At 33.9% G+C, this 20,993-nt stretch carries 19 protein-coding genes and 1 tRNA gene; 9 read left to right on the top strand and 11 right to left on the bottom strand.

Annotation, left to right across the window (positions count from 1 at the left end):
* Positions 1-28: 28 nt before the first annotated feature.
* Entirely contained in the window at positions 29-2,215 is a 2,187-nt protein-coding gene (locus BMY56_RS08580) for a glutamine synthetase III family protein (RefSeq protein ID WP_091622671.1), read from the bottom strand.
* Positions 2,216-2,407: 192 nt separating this feature from the next.
* Between BMY56_RS08580 and BMY56_RS08575 the strand changes: the two genes are divergently transcribed.
* Positions 2,408-3,424 (top strand): glutamine synthetase beta-grasp domain-containing protein, encoded by a 1,017-nt coding sequence (locus BMY56_RS08575; protein ID WP_091622669.1) that lies wholly within the window; start codon positions 2,408-2,410, stop codon positions 3,422-3,424.
* Positions 3,425-3,480: 56 nt separating this feature from the next.
* Here the strand turns inward: BMY56_RS08575 and BMY56_RS08570 are convergent, their stop codons facing one another.
* Together BMY56_RS08570 and BMY56_RS08565 are read right to left on the bottom strand one after the other, a co-directional pair.
* Positions 3,481-5,091: a carboxypeptidase-like regulatory domain-containing protein gene (locus tag BMY56_RS08570; protein WP_091622666.1), complete on the bottom strand. Its 1,611-nt coding sequence runs from the start codon at positions 5,089-5,091 to the stop codon at positions 3,481-3,483.
* 13 nt (positions 5,092-5,104) lie between these two features.
* A complete protein-coding gene (locus BMY56_RS08565; protein ID WP_091622664.1) occupies positions 5,105-6,043 on the bottom strand; it encodes a calcium/sodium antiporter in 939 nt (312 codons plus the stop codon).
* A gap of 147 nt (positions 6,044-6,190) precedes the next feature.
* On the opposite strand from BMY56_RS08565, the gene BMY56_RS08560 reads away from it, so the two are divergent.
* From BMY56_RS08560 to BMY56_RS18850, 3 genes are all read left to right on the top strand, one after another.
* A complete protein-coding gene (locus tag BMY56_RS08560; protein WP_091622661.1) occupies positions 6,191-6,550 on the top strand; it encodes a BlaI/MecI/CopY family transcriptional regulator in 360 nt (119 codons plus the stop codon).
* Positions 6,551-8,035, top strand: coding sequence for a M56 family metallopeptidase (locus BMY56_RS08555; RefSeq protein ID WP_091622657.1), 1,485 nt, complete (start codon positions 6,551-6,553; stop codon positions 8,033-8,035).
* 524 nt (positions 8,036-8,559) lie between these two features.
* Positions 8,560-8,712: an SsrA-binding protein gene (locus tag BMY56_RS18850; protein WP_091622654.1), complete on the top strand. Its 153-nt coding sequence runs from the start codon at positions 8,560-8,562 to the stop codon at positions 8,710-8,712.
* On the opposite strand, the gene BMY56_RS08545 is transcribed toward BMY56_RS18850, so the two are convergent.
* Positions 8,709-9,221, bottom strand: coding sequence for an adenine phosphoribosyltransferase (locus BMY56_RS08545; RefSeq protein ID WP_091622651.1), 513 nt, complete (start codon positions 9,219-9,221; stop codon positions 8,709-8,711). The two genes, BMY56_RS18850 and BMY56_RS08545, sit on opposite strands and share 4 nt — an antisense overlap.
* A gap of 75 nt (positions 9,222-9,296) precedes the next feature.
* Between BMY56_RS08545 and BMY56_RS08540 the strand changes: the two genes are divergently transcribed.
* Positions 9,297-9,370 (top strand) — tRNA-Arg (locus BMY56_RS08540).
* Between the two features lie 693 nt (positions 9,371-10,063).
* Here the strand turns inward: BMY56_RS08540 and BMY56_RS08530 are convergent.
* Positions 10,064-10,504, bottom strand: coding sequence for a DsrE family protein (locus BMY56_RS08530; protein ID WP_091622645.1), 441 nt, complete (start codon positions 10,502-10,504; stop codon positions 10,064-10,066).
* A gap of 835 nt (positions 10,505-11,339) precedes the next feature.
* Between BMY56_RS08530 and BMY56_RS08525 the strand changes: the two genes are divergently transcribed.
* Complete coding sequence (locus BMY56_RS08525; RefSeq protein WP_091622642.1) at positions 11,340-11,993, top strand: dienelactone hydrolase family protein; 654 nt, start codon at positions 11,340-11,342, stop codon at positions 11,991-11,993.
* 6 nt (positions 11,994-11,999) lie between these two features.
* A complete protein-coding gene (locus BMY56_RS08520) occupies positions 12,000-12,641 on the top strand; it encodes a phosphoribosyltransferase (protein WP_091622640.1) in 642 nt (213 codons plus the stop codon).
* A gap of 62 nt (positions 12,642-12,703) precedes the next feature.
* On the opposite strand, the gene BMY56_RS08515 is transcribed toward BMY56_RS08520, so the two are convergent.
* The 4 genes from BMY56_RS08515 to BMY56_RS08500 all read right to left on the bottom strand — a co-directional run bounded on the left by BMY56_RS08515 (position 12,704) and on the right by BMY56_RS08500 (position 16,027).
* Entirely contained in the window at positions 12,704-13,342 is a 639-nt protein-coding gene (locus tag BMY56_RS08515) for a class I SAM-dependent methyltransferase (protein ID WP_091622637.1), read from the bottom strand.
* 187 nt (positions 13,343-13,529) lie between these two features.
* Positions 13,530-14,222, bottom strand: coding sequence for a LytR/AlgR family response regulator transcription factor (locus BMY56_RS08510; RefSeq protein WP_091622635.1), 693 nt, complete (start codon positions 14,220-14,222; stop codon positions 13,530-13,532).
* 120 nt (positions 14,223-14,342) lie between these two features.
* On the bottom strand, positions 14,343-15,515 hold the full coding sequence (locus BMY56_RS08505) for a baeRF7 domain-containing protein (protein ID WP_091622632.1): 1,173 nt from the start codon (positions 15,513-15,515) through the stop codon (positions 14,343-14,345).
* A 134-nt stretch (positions 15,516-15,649) separates the two neighbouring features.
* Complete coding sequence (locus BMY56_RS08500; RefSeq protein ID WP_091622630.1) at positions 15,650-16,027, bottom strand: response regulator transcription factor; 378 nt, start codon at positions 16,025-16,027, stop codon at positions 15,650-15,652.
* A 515-nt stretch (positions 16,028-16,542) separates the two neighbouring features.
* Here BMY56_RS08500 and BMY56_RS08495 point away from each other — a divergent pair.
* Together BMY56_RS08495 and BMY56_RS08490 are read left to right on the top strand one after the other, a co-directional pair.
* Positions 16,543-17,589 (top strand): S1C family serine protease, encoded by a 1,047-nt coding sequence (locus tag BMY56_RS08495; protein ID WP_091622627.1) that lies wholly within the window; start codon positions 16,543-16,545, stop codon positions 17,587-17,589.
* Between the two features lie 886 nt (positions 17,590-18,475).
* Complete coding sequence (locus tag BMY56_RS08490; protein ID WP_091622625.1) at positions 18,476-19,153, top strand: hypothetical protein; 678 nt, start codon at positions 18,476-18,478, stop codon at positions 19,151-19,153.
* Positions 19,154-19,166: 13 nt separating this feature from the next.
* Here BMY56_RS08490 and BMY56_RS08485 read toward each other — a convergent pair whose 3' ends face one another.
* Both BMY56_RS08485 and BMY56_RS08480 read right to left on the bottom strand, forming a co-directional pair.
* Positions 19,167-20,171 (bottom strand): AI-2E family transporter, encoded by a 1,005-nt coding sequence (locus tag BMY56_RS08485; protein WP_262493782.1) that lies wholly within the window; start codon positions 20,169-20,171, stop codon positions 19,167-19,169.
* 431 nt (positions 20,172-20,602) lie between these two features.
* Positions 20,603-20,971 (bottom strand): VOC family protein, encoded by a 369-nt coding sequence (locus BMY56_RS08480; RefSeq protein WP_091622619.1) that lies wholly within the window; start codon positions 20,969-20,971, stop codon positions 20,603-20,605.
* Positions 20,972-20,993: the final 22 nt, after the last annotated feature.

Genomic DNA, 20,993 nt, shown 5'->3' with positions numbered 1-20,993 from the left:
TCTATTTTCTGTAATTAGAAATAAGTACTTACTTAATAAATAATAATTCTCGGTATTTGGTCAATGGCCATAACTGATTATCCATTAATTTTTCAAGTTTATCGCTATGTAATCTTATTTCAGAAAAATAGGGTTTCACATTAGTACAATACGCTTCCGCTTTCTTTTTAGTGTCCTTCAAAGCATTTGCCTTTTTACGTGCATCTGCCATAGCATCAACCATTTTCTTTATGCTAACGATATGTTCGGCAATCTCTTCAATCATGGTCAATTGACCCTCAGAGAATTTTTTATGAGCAGCACCGTAAATCTCCTTTAATCCTGATACATTTTTAATCAATGTATTTTGATAAGCTATACCAGCAGGCATAATATACCCATAGACCAATTCATTATAAACCCTACCTTCTATCTGGGTATGCAGAATATAATTCTCTAAATCGACTTCTTGTCGTGCGCGAACCTCAATATCGCTCATCACTTTCATAGATTGAAAAAGTGCTAAACTTTCTTTTGAGGTCAATACATTGAGCGCTTCAGGAGTGTTCCTATTATTACTCAATTTTCGTCGCTTAGCCTCGCTCTCCCATTCTGCACTATACCCATCACCATCAAAACGTATACGTTTAGATGTTTTAATATATTCTCGAAGCACATTAAAAATGGCTTCATCTTTCTTCAAGCTTTTCTTATCTATCAATGCATCGACCTCTTTTTTAAAATCTTTCAGTTGTTTTGCAACGATAGTATTTAAAATGGTCATAGGCTTAGCACAGTTGGTTTTAGCCCCTACGCCACGCATTTCAAATTTATTGCCGGTAAATGCAAAAGGTGATGTTCTATTACGATCCGTATTATCCATCAAAATCTCAGGAATTTTACCGACCACATTTAACTTCAATTCGGTTTTCTCTTCTGGTGATAATTTTCCTTTCGAAACTCCCTCAAGCTCATCTAGTACACTACTTAATTGCGTACCGACAAAAATTGAAAAAATGGCCGGTGGCGCTTCATTTGCACCCAAACGATAATCATTACCTGCCGATGCTATTGAAGAACGCAAAAGTTCTTCATAGGTATCAACAGCTTTAATCGTATTTATAAAGAAGGTAAGAAATTGCAAATTTTTCATCGGCGTAGAACCCGGACTCAACAGATTAACTCCTGTATCGGTAGCCAATGACCAATTATTATGTTTGCCCGACCCGTTTATTCCGGCAAATGGTTTTTCATGAAACAATACCATAAAATGGTGTTTATCAGCAATTTTGTCCATAACATCCATTAGAAGAAGATTATGGTCAATCGCAAGATTGGCCTCTTCAAAAACAGGTGCTAATTCAAATTGATTAGGCGCAACCTCGTTATGTCTTGTTTTTACCGGTATGCCCAACTTGGTACACTCTTTTTCCAAATCGCTCATAAAACTCAATACACGACTTGGTATCACTCCGAAATAATGATCATCTAACTGCTGACCTTTTGCGGGTGTTTCACCAACCAAAGTGCGACCTGTCATCATAATATCTGGTCTAGAATGCGCGAGAGCCTTATCAATTAAGAAATATTCTTGCTCCCAACCTAAGGTGGCATTAACTTTAGAAACATTCTTATCAAAGTATTTTGCAACAGCTGTAGCAGCATCATCAACAGCGCTTAATGCTCTCAACAACGGGGCTTTATTATCTAAAGCTTCACCCGTATACGAAACAAAAATAGTAGGTATACATAGTGTGGTACCATATATAAAAGCAGGAGATGAGGGATCCCAAGCCGTATAACCACGGGCTTCAAATGTATTTCGAATTCCGCCACTAGGAAAACTAGAGGCGTCAGGTTCTTGCTGAACCAACTGCCCTCCACCAAATTTTTCTAATGCCGTACCATTTGGTAATAAGTCAAAAAAGGCATCATGTTTCTCAGCGGTAGAACCGGTTAATGGTTGAAACCAATGGGTGTAGTGTGTTGCCCCCATGGTTATAGCCCAACCTTTTATAGCTTCGGCAACCTGGTCTGCTATTTTACGGTCAATTTTAGAACCAGAAACCATTGCACTTTTTAAGCTTTCAAGTGCATCTTTGGTAAGATATTGTAACATCTTACTTTCATTGAAAACATTAATTCCGAATAATTCCGAACGCCTTCCTTTCTCCTCTATAGCGATACTATTTCTTGTCTGACTTTGGGCAATTGCCGCGAATCTTGATGATATCATAGATATAAACATTATTAATTTGTCAAAATTACGATCTATAAATAGAAATATGATAAAATACCCGACAAAAAATAGGGGTAGAAAACAATTAATTTAATTTTTAAAGATTTACCCCCTCAAAAATTCATATGAAATGATAAAAAACATATTTTTGTTTGTCTTTTATTCAAAAAAAAATATAACTATTATATTATGAGCAAAACAAAATTAGAATACATCTGGTTAGATGGATATTTTCCAACCCAAAACATGAGAAGCAAGACCAAAGTGGTTAATGACTTTGGTGGTAAACTAGAAGATTGCGAAATGTGGTCTTTTGATGGAAGTTCAACACGACAAGCTGAAGGTGGTTCTTCTGACTGTTTGCTTAAGCCTGTTGCTATTTTTCCAGATCCTGCAAGAAAGGACGGATTTTTAGTAATGACTGAAGTTTTAAATGCAGACGGAACACCGCATGCGTCAAACGGAAGAGCTACTATAGAAGATGAAGACAATGATTTCTGGTTCGGTTTCGAGCAAGAATACTTTATCATGGATACTAAAACACAATTACCTTTAGGTTTCCCTATTGGTGGTTATCCAGCTCCACAAGGAATGTACTACTGTTCTGTTGGAGGATTGCATACCCACGGAAGAGACTTAGTTGAAGAGCATGCTGATCTTTGTATCGCTGCAGGACTTAACTTTGAAGGAATTAACCAAGAGGTAGCTTCTGGACAATGGGAATTTCAATTGTTCGCTAAAGGCGCTAAATTAGCTGGTGACGAAATGTGGGTTGCACGTTATTTACTAGATCGTTTAACAGAACAATATGGTTATTATATAGAATATCATCCAAAACCATTAGGTAAGGAATTGGACTGGAACGGCTCTGGTATGCATGCAAACTTCTCTAATACTACATTAAGAACTTGTGGTTCTAGAGAAATTTATGAAAAAATATGTGAGGCATTCAGACCAGTTGTTAAAGAACATATTGCGGTTTACGGTGAGTTTAACGATCAACGTTTGACCGGCCTTCATGAAACTGCTTCAATTTCAGATTTCAGTTATGGTATTTCTGATAGAGGTGCTTCAATCAGAATCCCTATCATTACCGTTCAAAAAGGATGGAAAGGTTGGTTAGAAGACAGAAGACCTGCTTCTAATGGTGATCCTTATAAAATTGCTGGTAGAATTATAAAAACGGTTAAATCGGCTAAGATCTAATACCTCGTTAATTGTTGATTATACTAAAAGCGCCTTGGTCTATTCCAAGGCGTTTTTTATTGCTTAGTATTTTGAAGAGGAGTATTCATCCAATAACTTGAACTTTTGCATTGCAAACAAATTGGCTGAAGCTTACCATCTAATGGTGCGTCTTTTAGCATTAAACTGTCTTTAGAAATACCAACTGAGAGATTAGGAAATGTTTCTTGTGTAAAAAATTCTCTGAACTGGTCATAATTTCTATAAGTCCACGTGTTAAGCATATTACCCTCCACATCTTTTAAACCGGTAACCTTAAATTTCATTGCTGCACTAACATCTCTATTTTTATTAGCCATCGTTTCCAAATCTCCAAACATATTACTTAAATCCCTTGAGCTCATTTTAGGAAATAAAACTATGGTAGAATTACTTTTGACCTCAATCTTTTCAAATTCAATCTTTTTACCCTTATAATTAAAATCATACCATTCATTACTTTGAAAAATGGGGTCAATGACCGGTTGATTATTGAAATTTAATAGGAAGGCACGCTTTTCTGCCATTATCAATAAATCCTCTATTACAAATTTTGGCCGTATAGAAAGTTGAAATGTGTTATGAAAAGATATGTAATTGAGGTACATTTTTAAATCTGAATCTCTATTGTATTCTGAAACTATCTCAAAAATAAGTTCGCCTTTAACACCTATTTCTTGTAACCTTTCATTTTTGTTACGTTTATTATCATCGTAAACCGCGTATTGTAATTTATGAATGGCATAATTATTTTTGGAAATATAAACGGTACCTCTTGCCTCATAACCAGGAAGTATCTTTTTTATTCGAATCGTATATAGCGGCTCCCCATCAAAATAGGTATCTTCCATTTTTTTAAACGAATGATTTTTTAATATATCACCATCTTCCATACTATTAATTAAATCAAAACTATTGATTTTATAATTCCGGATTGCGTCGTGTACTCGAAGAATAGTAAACTCATTACCACCATGAGATTCTAAATAGGCATTGTCAATAGTCTTTTTCCAATCCTTATAATTATAGGAGTCATCTGCCAGGGTGTCCCTTCTAAAAGTAGTGTTCTGCTTATATTCATAAATTCTAGTTTTAGTACTAACCGAATCAATTTCATCAAAACCATTATCAAAAACTTGCAAGATTGCTTCGTTAAGATTTAGGTAGCCCAAACTGTCTAGTTGATAATCTCTATAATATCCTTTTGTACTAAAATTGGATAAAGGGTAATTTTTCGGGATTCTTTCAATTGCTCTGCGCACAATTGCTCTTGCTGAAAGTCTTTTTTCTCCTTTTGCAATTACAACAGCTTCGTTTAAGGTAAAAACACCTGGAACTAATCGAACTATGTTGATATCGTTCGGAGAAAATTTTTGTAAATCAAATTCCTTTTTCTCATAACCCATAGATGAAATCTCTATCGATATGCCTGATTTCCAAAAGTTAATGGGCAACCTAAAACTACCATCCATATTGGTAATTACGCCTTTTGATTTACCCTTAATACTTACCGTTGCAAATAGTACAGGTTCACCGGTTTGTTGATCTAATACCTTAGCTCTAAGAAATTCAGAAGTTTGCGCAGATAGCGATACGCAAGTACTTACTAAAAGGTAGATGAAAAGAAACTTAGTAGTGAAAATTTTCATAGGTTGGTTTTGGTCAACCTATGGTAACGTACACAAAGGCCAAGTAGATTCCTACAAGAATCATACCATCTCTCCAGCCCAAACGCAGCCCTTTTGGTATAAATACCAAAGGCAGAATGAGAAAGGAAATACCCAACATCCAAAAAATGTCGTTGGTCAATAAGCCCTGATCCATTACGCGAATAGGGGTAATAATTGAAGTTATACCTAAAACAGCTAGTAGATTAAAGATATTGGACCCTATTAAATTTCCTAATGAAATCGCCTTTTCCTTTTTTATTACCGCGATTACCGATGCCGCTAATTCTGGAATACTAGTACCTATAGAAACAATTGTGATAGCTATTACGCGTTCACTAACCCCAAATGCGGTAGCCATACCGACTGCACCACTAATCAATAATTCTGAACCTCCCCAAAGAGCACCACCACCTAAACCTAAAAAAAGCGCAGTTTTATATGTTGGCATCATAACATCAGGTTCATCATCTTCATCAATTACTGCCGGTTTTTGAAAACGCAATAGATACACCAAGAATAAGAAAAGAAAAATTACCATAATAATACCTTCGTACTTCTCTAAAACACCATCAAAATATATAAAAAAGAAAAAGAGTAATGAGGCCAACATCATTACCGGCCAATCTGTGGTATAAAAACTTTTACTTACATCAATAGGACTTAACAAAATAGTAATAGCTAGCACCAAGCCTAAATTGGCAATATTAGATCCTACTACATTACCTAAAGCTAAATCTGGGAAACCATCTAATGCAGCATTTATACTAACAATTAATTCTGGTGCCGAAGTTGCAAAAGAAACGACCGTCATACCTATAACAATTTTTGGAATCTTTAATTTCAGCGATAAATCGACAGCAGCTTTTAAAAGCCAATTACCACCGGCTATCAATAAAAACAGTCCACCAAGAATAAAAAGAAAGTTCTGCATGAAAAGAATTTACACAAATATAAATAGAAGAAACCTGTTGGTAAGCAACTATTGAAAGTATATAAAAACTAAAATTATAGTTAAATAACTATTTTTATAGTTTTAAAACTATAAAAATAGTTTACATTCGTAAAACGAAAATAGACCATGGAAAAATTAACAAATAAGGAAGAAGAAATCATGAAAATTCTTTGGCGCTTAAAAAAAGCGTTTGTCAAAGAAATAATGGATGAGATTACTAAAAACAAACCGCATTACAATACACTATCGACTATTGTACGAAATTTAGAGGAAAAGAACTTTGTAGGTTTTACGGCCTATGGAAAAACACATCAATATCATCCGATTGTAAGCAAAGAGAGTTATTATAAAGCTTATGTAAATGAAGACATGGTAGGGTATTTTGACAATTCTTATAAGAATATTGTATCATTTTTCGCTAAGGAGGAAAAAATTTCCGTTGAAGAATTAAAGGAAATTATTTCGTTAATTGAAAACAGTAAATAGATGGAAGCACTATTCTACTATATATTAAAAGTAAGTTCTGTTCTACTTCTATTTTACAGTTGTTATCATGTATTATTAAGGAAAGAAACATTATTTAAGTTCAATAGGTTATTTCTTCTTAATGGACTTATACTTTCTGCACTATTCCCATTATTATATATTACGAATACTATTAACGCCCCAATATTTGATTTAACAAATACCAATGCAGCTATACCCGCACTTTCTGAACCCTCAACCGTTAATGCTTTAACTCCCTATTCATACTTAATAACACTATATCTGATTGGGGTCTTCATATTATTTATCAAATTAATTCGACAAGGCCTAGATTTAAAGAGCGTGCTTAATACGGGTGAGCGTATTACATTACCGACAACAGTTCACATTAAAACTAAGGCAACTATGCAGCCTTTCTCTTTTTTCAACAATATTGTTTACAATCCGACACTACATACAGAAAAAGAATTAAAAGCCATAGTAGCGCACGAAGAAGTTCACGCCGCACAATTACATTCTTTAGATATTATATTGATGGAAGTTTTTTTAATACTACAATGGTTTAATCCCATTGCTTGGTTGTATCGAATAGCAGTAAAACAAAATTTAGAATTTCTTGCCGATACCGAAAATCATCAAATCAAAACCAATAAAAAAGCATATCAATATATACTACTGCAAAGGGCAGTTGGAAATCACCATTCATCAATCGTCAATCCATTTTTCAATTCATTAATCAAAAAACGAATCGTTATGATCAATCAACAAAAATCACACAAATTAAAAGCATTAAAGAGTTTATTAATTCTACCATTTCTAGCCTTCTTTTTGTTAGGCTTTAATGTAAGGGAAGTTTATTCCTATAAAATTAATTCGCAATTTGATTCTGCACAAAACACTATTGAACTCCTTATAGATAAAAATACTTCAGATTCACAATTCTTAAAAATTAAAGCAGATTTAGTCAACGAGAAATTTGATTTCTCATATACTACGGTTAGGAATGAAGATGGGGAGATAATAAATATATCTATTGAAATTTCTGGTGGAAATAAGAGAAATGGAGAGGTAAGTAGCAGATACAACTCTGTATCAGACCATGACACCATTGATCCAACGTATATTATAATTGATACCGACAAGAATAGTATATTATTCAGAAACGCAGAAGAGAATAATAAAGTAGTCAACATAAAAAAGTCTACATCTGTCAACAATAAACAAATTTCTATCAGTAGTTCTACTACCGAAGACTATGACGTTAAAATAGTAGAAAAAGAAGGTAACGGATTTATGTTTATTACCACAGATGGCAAAGAAGAACCATTGTTTTATATTGATGGAAAAAAAAGCGACGCTAAAGCCATTAAAATTTTAGATGAGAGTACTATTAAATCTATGAATGTCATAAAATGGGACAAGGCTATTGAAAAATATGGAAAAGAAGCTAAACATGGAGTTATTGAAATAATTACAAAAGAATAATCATCTATAATTTTATTAGGGTTGACTTTAATCAAAATCCGGTGTTACTATACATCGGATTTTTTGATATTAATGATGAAATAGCCTTTTTAATCATTTTTAAAAATGAATAGCCCCTTACAATTTAAAAAGTGCTCAAATACACCTCTACATCTATTTCATAATAAAACTAAAAACTAAAATTTTACATCAATTTAAAACAAATTTGCAGAAAACTACTTTAATATTATAACTGATTTGATTTATTTACTTAAAGTTGTGGAATTGATTACACTAAATTAACAAGTTTTATTTGCCCTTCTGATTAAGCCCACATATCTTTCATGAACAATCATTTAGATAACCTTCAATCAATCTTTAAAACCATGCATCATGATAGCTCTAATAAAACTTTTAGTCGTATTAATTTTAAGTATCATAATTACCCTTGCAGTACATTAAGTATTTCTTATTCTCAGCTAAAGGAAATATGATGATTTAAACAATCGCTTTCTTATTTATGTACTTTTGTAATAAATAATACCTTGAACAAAGCAATTTATAAACTACTAGCTAAGCTTAATAAAGCTCTTTTACCTTCGTATAGTAAGCAACGTTTAGACCTATCTAAAGCTAGCAAATTACAAATGGCGCTTATAGGTTGGCGTTATTTAATTACCACTAAGGCACTTGATTAATATTTTAACAGAGATTGAGTCGGGTAACCATTAATTTTTGACGAGCCATTAAGAAAAGTAAGTTCTATTAAAAAATTACATTGAACTATTTCACCTCCTAAACGTTCTATCAACTTACATGCTGCATTTGCCGTACCACCTGTAGCCAGCACATCATCATGTATAAGTACCTTATCGCCCTTTTCGATAGCGTCTATATGAATTTCAAGCGTATCTGTACCATATTCAAGATCATAGGTCTCGCTAAGTGTAGTAGATGGTAATTTTCCTGGTTTTCGTATGGGTACAAAACCAGCATTAAGCCTATTTGCAAGCATGGGCCCAAATATGAAACCCCTACTCTCCATACCAACAACCTTATCAATTTTTTGCCCGTTCAATAATTTAATCAGTGCATTAGTAGTTTCTTTTAGGGCATCAGAGTTTTGTAATAACAAAGTTATGTCCTTAAAAATCACACCTTCCTTAGGAAAATCAGGTACATCTCTAATTAAGCTTCTTAAATCCATTTAATATAGTGCTCTTAATTTTGTGGTAAATGTAAAAAGAAATATATTTGCAGCCCGTTAAGGGAAATTTTAAAAGGCCTCGTGGCGCAACTGAATAGCGCACTTGATTACGGCTCAAGAGGTTACTGGTTTGAATCCAGTCGAGGTCACAAAAAACAAAGCCCTGCAAATTTTATGATTTGCAGGGTTTATTGTTTTCAATGACATCATATGAATTGATTTAATTGGATAACTGAATTTTCAATCTTTTTTTGGATAACTCCTACCAATCCAATTGATAAAATCTTTTATCGGCCATCTATTTTCTGTTATATCCTAATTATAGAGAACATCACGATTTCCTCTACTATATTTTTCATTTGAGTTTTGCGAAGGAATAGCTTCTCTTTCTTAAGCTTTTCGTTGTATTTGATCCACACAGAAATCCGGTTTAAAGTAAGAAGTGAATAAAACCCCGACATCTGCACGATAACCTTCAATTTCCTGAACATACCATAATGGGAAAGTTTTATCATCCCAAAAGTGAATAAGATCGCCCCAACAATTTCTTAAATTAAATTCAAATAGGCTTTTGCCAAAACATTTGCCGTATAGCGTTTGGAACGGTTTTAGTTATTTATGAATTGAAAGCTCACCATAGAAGGGGCTTCTTAAAATGAATGAGTATTGAACGTGTTATATTAGTGAAGTATGCATTTAAGAAGCTTCCAAAGTGCAGTTCTGCAGATTTTATACATTATTTAACTAAAAGTAAAAACGATACTAATGCTGCAGAGTATCCACAAAAACTCCTCTATCAAGAAGAGTTAAAGTAGTTTCCTTTTTTTGTTAAATCTTCCTATCTAATAAGTCAACGTATTGTAGCCATTTGCCTGTAATTGAAGCATCCGTACCGAGGCGGTCGGGGTAACGTTGAGACCTTCAAAAAGCGACTCTTCCGCTACGCCTAATTTTTCCATGGCAACACTACATACGCTTACCTTGACCTTTCCCTTATATTTTTGAAAAAACTCTTCCAGTTTCGAATTTTTGACCAATTGGGTCACCACCTTTCCTTTTACCACAATTTCGTACTCCTCTATTACAGCACCGTTTTCTATAAGCAGATCATACATACTTAGCACCCCCTTAAAATGTCTTTCCGTTGTAAGTATGAAGCCATATTTGGTTGTTTTTTTCAAATCCATAATAGTTTGTTGGTCTAATTTTTTTTGACCGTGGGCTACTGTAGTAGTAGCGGCCATCACTAAAATGACCAAAAGGAAACGAAAAATATTCTTCATGAATTCTATTTTTTGTGTGTATAGGTTATCTAAAAATACATAATTTAATTACCTTTTTTTATGTAAGCCATAAGAAAAAATTGAACCTTGTATACTACCCTTGAACTGCACCAGCAAATGGCCTAGGAGATAATAGAAATAAAGCCCTAAAGCCTTGTCAATAGCGAAAAATATTTTCCATTATGGTTTCAGTATGGCGTGCCGTGTCCTAAATATAGATAAAAGTGTATACTATTATAAACCGTTGCCAATGACGATACGGAAATGGAGGAGGCTTAACGACAAAAAGCAAAATTACGCTCGAAGGAAGATTATTGGTAAACTTACGAGCGTTTGCCCAACGAAGTAAAGCCATTGAAAAACAAATGGAACTATGGTGTGTATAAGTCTTTCGGGCTACCTATGATGAGAAAAGTCAAGAACCGCCTACCTGTTAGGTTAAAGAACTTTTTAATGAATATGATGAGCTGATCATCCGAAGGTAGCTGGTTCGAGTCCAGTCGGGGTCACAAGAAAACGTGCAAAGAGTTTAAAAATATCATATGAATTGACTTGATTTGACTTTCGTCTCTAATGATTGTTTAATTAAAAGACGACAACTACACGTACTTCAAACACATTTTCAATCCTTTTTTAAATGAATTTATCACAGGTAAAAAATAATTTATCTATAGTCCATTTCAGAATTATCATAAACGAAATGAGAGCTATTAATGGTGCAAGGGCTGTTTCCCGAAAATGCTAAAATCTCACAAAGGAAGATGCATGACCTGTATCATTTTATACGCCACAACCTTCCCTTACTTTCAATTTTTGGTAAACAGAAAATCAAAAAATGAAAAACGAGTTTAACCATAGAACCGTAAGTATACAGATAGACGGGGTAATACTTAAAGGAAATCTGGCCGTACCCCAAAACCCCATAGGCTTAGTCATTTTTTCACATGGAAGTGGTAGCAGCCGCCTAAGTCCTCGAAATAATTATGTGGCCGAGATTTTACAAAAAAATCACTTGGCCACTTTACTCTTTGATCTATTAACAGTAGATGAAGACAAAATCTACGAAAATCGATTCAATATCGATTTACTCACACTTCGCCTTATAGATGTAACGCAATGGGCACAACAACTACAAGACACTAAAAACTTGCCCATCGGTTATTTTGGGGCCAGTACTGGGGCCGCATCAGCCTTGAAGGCCGCGGCTTTCTATGGTGACGATATAAAAACTGTTATTTCACGAGGTGGACGACCCGATCTCGCGCTAAAAGACCTCCATAAGGTTACCGCTCCCACACTATTAATCGTTGGAGGTTTGGATGATGTAGTTATTGAACTGAATGAAAAAGCCTATCAAGAACTAAAATGCGAGCGGAAATTAGAAATTATACCAAATGCAACGCATTTGTTTGAGGAGCCGGGAAAATTGGAGGAAGTTTCACGAATATCGGCATCATGGTTCACTAAACATATATTGAACAAAAAATAAAAACCCATGTTTGAAAACAGATTTGATGCAGGAACACAACTAGCTAAAAAGTTAGTGAAGTACAAAGATGAAAACGTAATCGTATTGGCTATACCTAGAGGTGGTTTGCCTATAGGAGCGTTAGTAGCAAAAGAACTAAATGCTCCATTAGATGTGGTTCTAACTAAAAAAATAGGACATCCAATCAATAAAGAATATGCTATTGGTGCCGTTAGTTTAGAAAACATCATCTTAACCAATGCCGTGGGCATTGACAAAAGCTATATTGACGCCGAGACCGCCCACATACGTAAAACGCTAAGGGATCGGTACAATCAATATTATAAGCATCAATCTCCGTCAAATTTAAAGAACAAGACGGTAATTATAGTCGATGATGGTGTCGCAACGGGCAATACATTGTTAGCGACTGTAGAACTAGTATACAAACAAAAACCATCTAAAATTATAGTAGCTATACCTGTTGCTCCAGTTTCTGCAATCCATAAAATATCAAATACCGAAAATGTAGATGAAGTCATCTGTATACTTATACCTGATAATTTCCAGGCGGTTGGCCAATTCTATGAAGAATTCGAACAAGTTTCTGATCACGAAGCCATACAAATACTAGAGAAAACCAATTCAAAAAAGACACTTGGTCTTTAAGTAAAAACACATATTCGTCTATAAAATTCGTTTTAGCAACTTGTGATATTCATGATTACCCTCTATTTCTTGGTAGCTTTTACAACAACAAAAGACCCTTCACCAAAACCCTCTTTAGGCATTTGTACTTCTTTTATTTCATCTAAATCACCAAAGAGTGTTTGATTATATTCCAAATTTTTGAAACCAACATCTTTAAGCAAGGTCTGCATTCTGCTGACCGTGAAAAAATTAGCATTTGTAAAAAATGTACTTCTATGCCGATTTTCTATATATTGTTTGGCTACACTCCTATCCTTATCTAGAAAGCCTATTAAAATTGCTCCTTTTGGCTTAAGAACTCTATATGCTTCGGCAAAGGCATACTTTACATTATCTAAGTGACATATGGTCACAAAAAGTACAAAATCAAATTTCAGGTCACCAAATGGTAGCTGTTCGGCATACCCGTCTACTACTGAAATTCCTCTTTTAACGGCCAATGCCGCCATTTCTTTAGAAGGCTCTATCCCTTCCTTAATTCCTAAAGGCACAGAAAACCTGGCTGTTCCCAAGCCCACTTCGATACCATGAAGATTTTCGGGTAATTTCTGAAACTGCTCTTTTATTGCTAAAAGCTCTGATTCAAATACCTCCGGGTAGTCTTCATACCATTGCTCATAAGCTTCAACATTTTGGTCAAATTTTTTCGTGTGTGGCATTATACTTATTTTATGATTACCTTAAAAATCGATAGAATAAATTGGTATTGAAATGATATAGGTCACTAACAATAGAATATTTTATGCTGAAAATGAGGTGTATCAATAACTTTAAAGAAACTACAGCTATGTTAAACTAGGTTTAGTCAAATAGGTGTCAACGAATGACAAGAACACCAATTGGTTTTCAACTAAACATCAATTTATCAGAAAGCACCTCTTTTTTGCTCTTGCTTAAAGGCAATGATTTTCCACTTATTTCAACATCTTTACAACTGAACTGTTCTATACTTTTAAGGTTTACGATATATGATTTATGTATCCTTAGAAACTTGTCTTCCGGCAGCATTTTTTCGAATCCTTTCATTGTTAAGTGAACAATGAAATTTTGCTTTGCAGTTACTATTTTTATGTAATCGCCTATTGCCCTTACCCATTTGATATCTCGTAGTACTACTTTTACCTTTTTTAAATTACTTTTTACGAATACAAATTCTTCCTCTCCCATTTTCTGATTTAAAATGGTTTGTTGCTTTAATACCTTTTCAACAGCAATGTTAAAACTCATCGACGTAATAGGTTTTAACAAGTAATATGAAATATTATATTCAAACGCCTTTACAGCATAATCCGGATTATTTGAAGTCAATATTGTCTGCGGTGGATTTTCTAAGGATTCCAAAAAATCAAATCCGGAACCTAACGGCAAATCAACATCCAAAAACATTAAGTCTATTTTATTATTCGTTATTCGATAATTGGCTTCTAACCCACTACTACACATGCCAGACAATACCAAGTTTGGATGGTTGTTTATCATTTTCTCCATTATCTTTTGCTGTATAATGGAATTGTCCAATACTATACATCTAAGTTTCATGTCTCTCTTTTTAATTATTAAAAAAACTCAACCAAATAAGAGAATCATTCGTTTCATTGACAATGATTCAACTCGCGTGGTTTTCTCGTAATACTTAAATAAATGACTTTCAGAAAAAGGTCAATACCTAAAAATTGCATTTAGGTTACTATTTTTCACAGGCATATCTTCAGCAGGTAAAAAAAACACCTTACCACCTTGTCTAAAGGTTTCTAAAGCAGCCAAATTCGTTAATGAAGCATTACTGATATCTTTTGATTTATCTATGATTACCTTATTGGTTTTTAAATTAAACGTACCAAAAATATCTTTCTCGTTTTCAATGAAAAGGGTATCTACAGTTCCATTTAAGGCAGCACTTAGTATATTGCCTGTTTCATACGAGGTTTTTTGGGTATGATATAATTCTTTAAACTTACGTATCATATCAGACTTAAGTTTTTTAAAATGGGGTTCTATTAAATCCCAAGAATCTTGATGCAATGAAGTCTTTACTTTAAATTCTGGATCACCACCCAAATGCTTATCATAAACGTTTTTATAGGAACTTGTTTGTTTATAAATACTATACAGGTAATCGGTACAAGCCAATAATAAAGGAGCATTTTGATTTTCAATGGTCTTTTTCACTCCTTTATCAATCTCCCTAAAAAATTTGACCAATTCTTTTTTATTATCATCCTTACCCTCTCCGTGTCCATGAAATAGACCTGCTCCACCTATATCCTGTCCACTTCTAAACTGTAACATTTTTGGTTTATAATCAAACCCAACGGCCTCTTCTAAGCGTTTAGGCGCAAAATCTTCGACGTATAGATCCTCAAAATGATATCTTGATGCTTTATATAGCTTTACATAATCACGACTTAGCTCCAAAAGGTAGTATAGGCCATCATTATGGTAAATCGGTAACAAGGGCTTCAGGTAAAAATGACTTGCCACATATGTTTGTGTCTCAAAAGGTATTGGTATATGATAGTATTGTAGCCCCGCTTCGAAATCTAAAAAGATAGCGAGACCGTCAGATGGGTTTCGCCATAAATCTACCTTTTTTAATAATTGAGCTATAGGGTCAAGGTAATCTTCTACTTCATTTTCCTGTAGTTGATGTTGCAACAATACTACGCGTACCTCTTCTAAACAGTTTTTCAACAAGGCTTGAGCCAAATGAAGGTTTTGTTGCATCCCTTTTTTATCCATTGAAAGGTATATGGACACACAATAAAGGGCGTTCTTCTCTATTAATGTTTCAAAAGTTGCTTTTGGTAACGGATGTTTTTCAGCAGTATACATGTTCAATCAATTTTCTGCCAAAGTACCGATTGAACAGAAAAGGTAAAATGATTTGAATCAGGTAGATAAAATAAACTGTGTTATAATCTAATGAAGAAAAGAAATATTCTATTCGAAAGTGCTACTTAATCTTATTAAACTTCTTTTTTATTATTTAAGCATTTTTCGATGGATGCCAAAAGCTCTTCAAATTCAAAAGGCTTCACGAGATAAGCTTCTGCACCGGCATCCATGCCTATCTTTATATCTATTTTTTCAGATTTGGCACTAAAGAATATTAATGGTATTCTTTTCATATCAGTACATTGGCCAAGGTTCTTAAGTACAGTAAAACCATCCATTTCGGGCATTCGAAGATCGCAAAGTATTAAATCTGGCAGATGACGTTTAATTTTTTCTAAACCTATTTTTCCATTTGAAGCCGTTAAAGTAGAATACCCTTCAAGTTCCAAAAGTTCAGAAGTATTTTCTCGAATAGCGTTATCATCTTCTATAATAAGAATCTTTATCATGGTATTAAGTTCTAGTAAAAAGAGAATAAAAAAGATACAAAAAAAATATTACCTGTAGGAAAAATAATATTTTATACCCAAATTAAAGTTAAGGCTTACTGTGATACTAAAGTATCACGCACAATAAGTAACATTAAAATACCTAACCGATTTTGAGCAGGTTATCCCTAATTATTGAGCTATTTCATTGAAGAAAGTAAATGATGACTGCATTTTATGTATGACGTACATCATTTCATAGTAAACCATCTAAGATTACTTTGTCATGTAATTTATTATCAATTATAACTTTAGAAATATGAATATTCTAATACTAACCACTTTTGCTATCCTCATTTTATTAACGTTCGGTTTAAATCAAAAGAAATTTACCGTGCAACAAGGCAAAACTCAACTATATAAAAGTGAAAGAACAAAAATCATTCTACCAAAGTTAGAACCACTCTTTAACGTCTTGGAACCTTCCATATCTAGTACTAATATTTAATTGGCATGAATAGTTTCAATAATATACCATGAAAACGATTATACTATTAATTTCATTTTTATATGTAACGTTCGCCACATCTCAAAGTATAAGCGAATTATATGAAGAGGCCAATGCATCTGTTGTACTTATTAAAACTTGGCAACCAGAAATTTATGGCCAGGGAAAAATGAAAACTTTGGTAACACTTGAAGGCCTTGGGTCGGGCTTCGTTATTTCAAATGACGGTGATATCATGACAGCCGCGCATATCGTTCAAAACGCAACTATGATTCAGGTAGTTTTTTCGGATGGAGAAGAAGTTCCGGCACAAGTTCTATACTCTTACCCTACAGCTGATGTAGCATTAATTAGACTGACCGAGTCGAAAAGCACACCCCTTGCAGTTGTAACTTTAGCCGATTCTGATAAAGTTAAAATTGGTGATCAAGTTTTTGTCATCGGGTCGCCATTTGGCTTAGGCCATTCACTTTCTGTTGGTTACATAAGTGGAAAATATTCAAGAAAACAGGTATCGAGCGGATTCATAAAAACAGAATTCATACAAACCGATGCTGCCGTTAACGAGGGTAGTTCTGGCGGGCCATTATTTAATATGAAAGGAGAAGTAATTGGCATTGCTAGTTTTATTTTAAGCCATTCTGAAGGGTTTCAAGGTATATCATTTGCCGCTACCTCTAATATTGCCAAAGAACTGCTTTGCGATGAAAGACCACTTTGGACCGGTATTGAGGCCTATTTTATTACTGGACCATTAGCAGAAATATTGAACTTACCACAAAGTGCCGGGGTAATGGTTCAAAAAGTTGCCCCAAAATCCTTAGGAGACAACTTAGGCTTAAGGGGGTCATTCTATCAACTAAATATTGAGGGGGGACAATTAGATGTTGGTGGCGATATTTTATTGACTTTTAACGATATACCATTAACGAATGAAAAAAATCTTACCATGGCTTGGTCAATTATACATAACCTTCAATTCGGTGACACCTTAAAAACCACTATTTTAAGAAAGGGAAAAATCATGAATTTATCATTAAAAATTCCTAAAACCGAAAAATTTTCTTCAAACTGACCTAGGTCATTTTGAAGATGTCAAGCTTGCCTTAATTTAGCATCATAATCAAAAATAATAATGTTCTTTGAAATTAATAGCCATTTGAATCTTGTTCGGGGGAACCGGGATTCAATTTAAAAAGAAGAAGATAACACGTAAACATTTTGCCCGTTTGAATTCTATTTGGGTTTAGCAATACTCACAAATAAGAGTCAGTGTAAGCGCAAACTGGTGAAATATCATCTTCTTAGAAACCAGGTTACTGCGGTGACTTGGTTTCTTATAAAATAAAAAAGAATTGATTTGCATCATCGCAAGAGGATACAAGTCATAGTAAAGAAGGAAATGCTGTCGCTACCCAAATCAATATGTTAAATAATCTTAGCAATAAGTTGGTTTAAAAGATTGATAAAAGGTAACAACAAATTTAATTCTTTATGGAAAATAGGAAGTTTCGGCTTCCTGTTTCTTCTTTAAAATTATAACTAAAAATTAAGGCTTCTAAGCAGCAATGCCTTAGCGGCCATATATTTGGTATCGCGCACATTTCTTTTATAGAGAAAAATAAGTGAAAATGTAGCTAGTACATTGTAGCTTGATCTGCGTTCAAAATTTATAGAAATGCGATACCAAAAAAAGGACCGGATAATCTGGAATTCTGGTCCTTTTTAAAAAACAATTAGAGAAAGGCCAATATAATCGCAAGGTTATAAAGGTCGGAAAGTGTCCGAATTATTTATTGATAAAATCGCCCCTATATCATTTTAGCGATAAGATGACTTAAGGTTAGATGTAACGCAAAGAATAAAACGAACACTTCAAAAGAAACAGGAGACCATAGGCCTCCTGTTTCTGTTTTTATACGTTTCAATTTTAACAATAGAACCTATACAACTAACTGCTCATGAAAACTAAGGCAGTATTAGATTCTTACGAGCTTTTTCTATTGTCGCTACCCTTAATTGGTATTGGATCTTTTATTCTTTTTTATTTTATGGCTGCTAAACATTATCCTGGGGGATCTTGGATAGTATCAGATACAGATGGTTTTAGTTTTTGGCACAATTATCTTTGCGACTTATTAGATATCAATGCTATCAACGGGGAACCCAACAAAGGTCGAACATATGCAATTACGGCTTTATGCCTGCTTTGTGCCGGTATATTTTTTTTATGGTCTTTGCTTCCAAAATTATTCAAAACAAAAAATAACATTAAAAAGATTATGAGTACTTCGGGGTACTTATCATTATTGACCATTCTATTTTTAGCAATCGGCAATCATGATGTAATTATACGCATAGCAGGGGTATTCGGCGTTGTTACCTTTATTGCTTGTTGTGTAGAACTTTATAAAACGAACTATAAAAAACTTTTTCTGTTAGGTGTTGTCTGTATAATCACCTTTCTTTCCAATTATTATATTTACGAAACCGGCATATGTATAAAGGCGCTTCCTGTCATACAAAAATTTACGTTTGCATTATTTATTAGTTGGTTCATTGGCCTAGACATGGCCTTGTACAGAAAAGTAAGCCAATCCTTTTATATTGAAAAGCAAAAATCAAAAGAGTTGATCTGAGTGAAAATTAGTACTATTCTTTTCTTTCTTCGAAAAAAAAGTTGATAATCCTATATTTTTCGTCATCGAAAAGTTCTAGAAAAACATTCTTTTTACGGGCTAGACCATCTTCCATTAGGTAACTCAATGGTTTAAATATATCAAAACTTCGAAATATTTCTTTTGTCATCGCCAAAATCGGCAATGCTAAAATCATACCCGGAATTCCCCATAAAATACCCCCGATAAAAAGTCCAAGAATTACAAACAAGGGGTTAATTCTAATACTCGTACCCATTATGTTCGGCGAAATTAAATTACCCTCCAATTGTTGTACAACTATATAAAGGCCAACTACAGCAATAGGTTGCCAAAAATTATCGGTGATCATAAACATGTAGAAAACGGGCAATATTCCACCAATAGACGTACCTACATAGGGGATAATTTCAAGGAACCCTGCCAAAAAGCCCCAAAAGAAAGGATAAGGAACACCAATGAGCCACAACCCTGACCCAATTAAGAGTCCTAAAATTATTATGACCAATACCTGTCCCAATAAATAACGCTTAGCAAGGTATTGCAACTTTTTAAAAAATTGGTCAAGTCTTTTTCTATTTTCAAGATTTGCCTGTACCAATAGGAAACTTTTGAATGCGGTACTGTATAATAGTATAAAATAGGTGATTACCACAATAAGCACTACATGAGCCAATACAGTAGTGGTCGATTGCAGACTTCCCTTAATAATATCGATTGAAAAATCAGATGCCGCTAGCACATTTTCTGATACCCAACTAGAGGTTGTATCCGCCTTTAAACTAAGTTTTTGGTCAGACCAATCAGAAATAACGGTCATCATTTCTGCCAAGCGGTCTCGAACCGAGGGCAGATCACTAAAGAGAATTCTGGTTTGATTGAAAAAGAAGAAAATTAAAATGAAAAGTGGAGCAACGGCTAGAACATATGCCGTAAATATGGCTAAAATTCGATTATGAAATTTAAGTTCAAAAAAGGATACTATGGGTTTTAACATCAAGGCAAAAAAAAACTGAATACTATCGGAATAATTACCACTTTGGCCGCATGAAGAATCCAGATAACTAGGGTAAGCGTAAAAATGAAATAAAAAGTATTTGCTAAATTGAGGGTATATTTTCGCATCGTATTTCAAAAAATTATATCAATTTAAATTTCTCTTTGACCTTGAACAAAACCATCCAATTTTTACATAAGAGGGTATAGTCGTTTGTTTTCTTATGCTGGTTTAAATATTTGGTTTTTGTCACAATTGCAATCAAAAAAAATTAGTTAAAGCCCATGGCATTACCTATTCAGTTTTGATATTGCTAACTAAACTAGCAGGATAAAGCTACACCTTAAGAAATAGGATAAAAATGACATTAGTCAGTCCATAATTTAATTTTCATAAATGACTATGATAGACCCTATAAGTAGTTTTTTGTAGTCTTATTTTTCAGTAACCTCCATGAGTCCAAAGCTATTCCCTTCGGTATCCTTACAACCTGCGATGTACCCAATATTTGAAATCATAGATTTAGGTTCAACAATTTCCCCACCTAGTTCCCTCACTTTAGCAATAGCTTCATCAATAGAATCTACTTCGATAAAATTGGTAATGTGTTGACCAGACTTTTCCCTTTTGGCTATTCCGCCACCAATACCTTTTTCTCCTGTCTTTGCCAAGGTCTCTATAAGATAGTATTCTGTAGGGCCATTCGGGAATTTCTCTATTTTCCATCCAAATAAGTTTTCATAAAAACTCTTAGCCCTAAGAACATCTTCTGCAGAAATATCAAAATGTATAATTGAAGCCATTATTGTTTTTTTAGTGATGATG

This window comes from Maribacter orientalis (assembly GCF_900109345.1).
Lineage (GTDB): Bacteria > Bacteroidota > Bacteroidia > Flavobacteriales > Flavobacteriaceae > Maribacter > Maribacter orientalis.
This window is presented reverse-complemented; position numbering and strand designations above follow the sequence as displayed.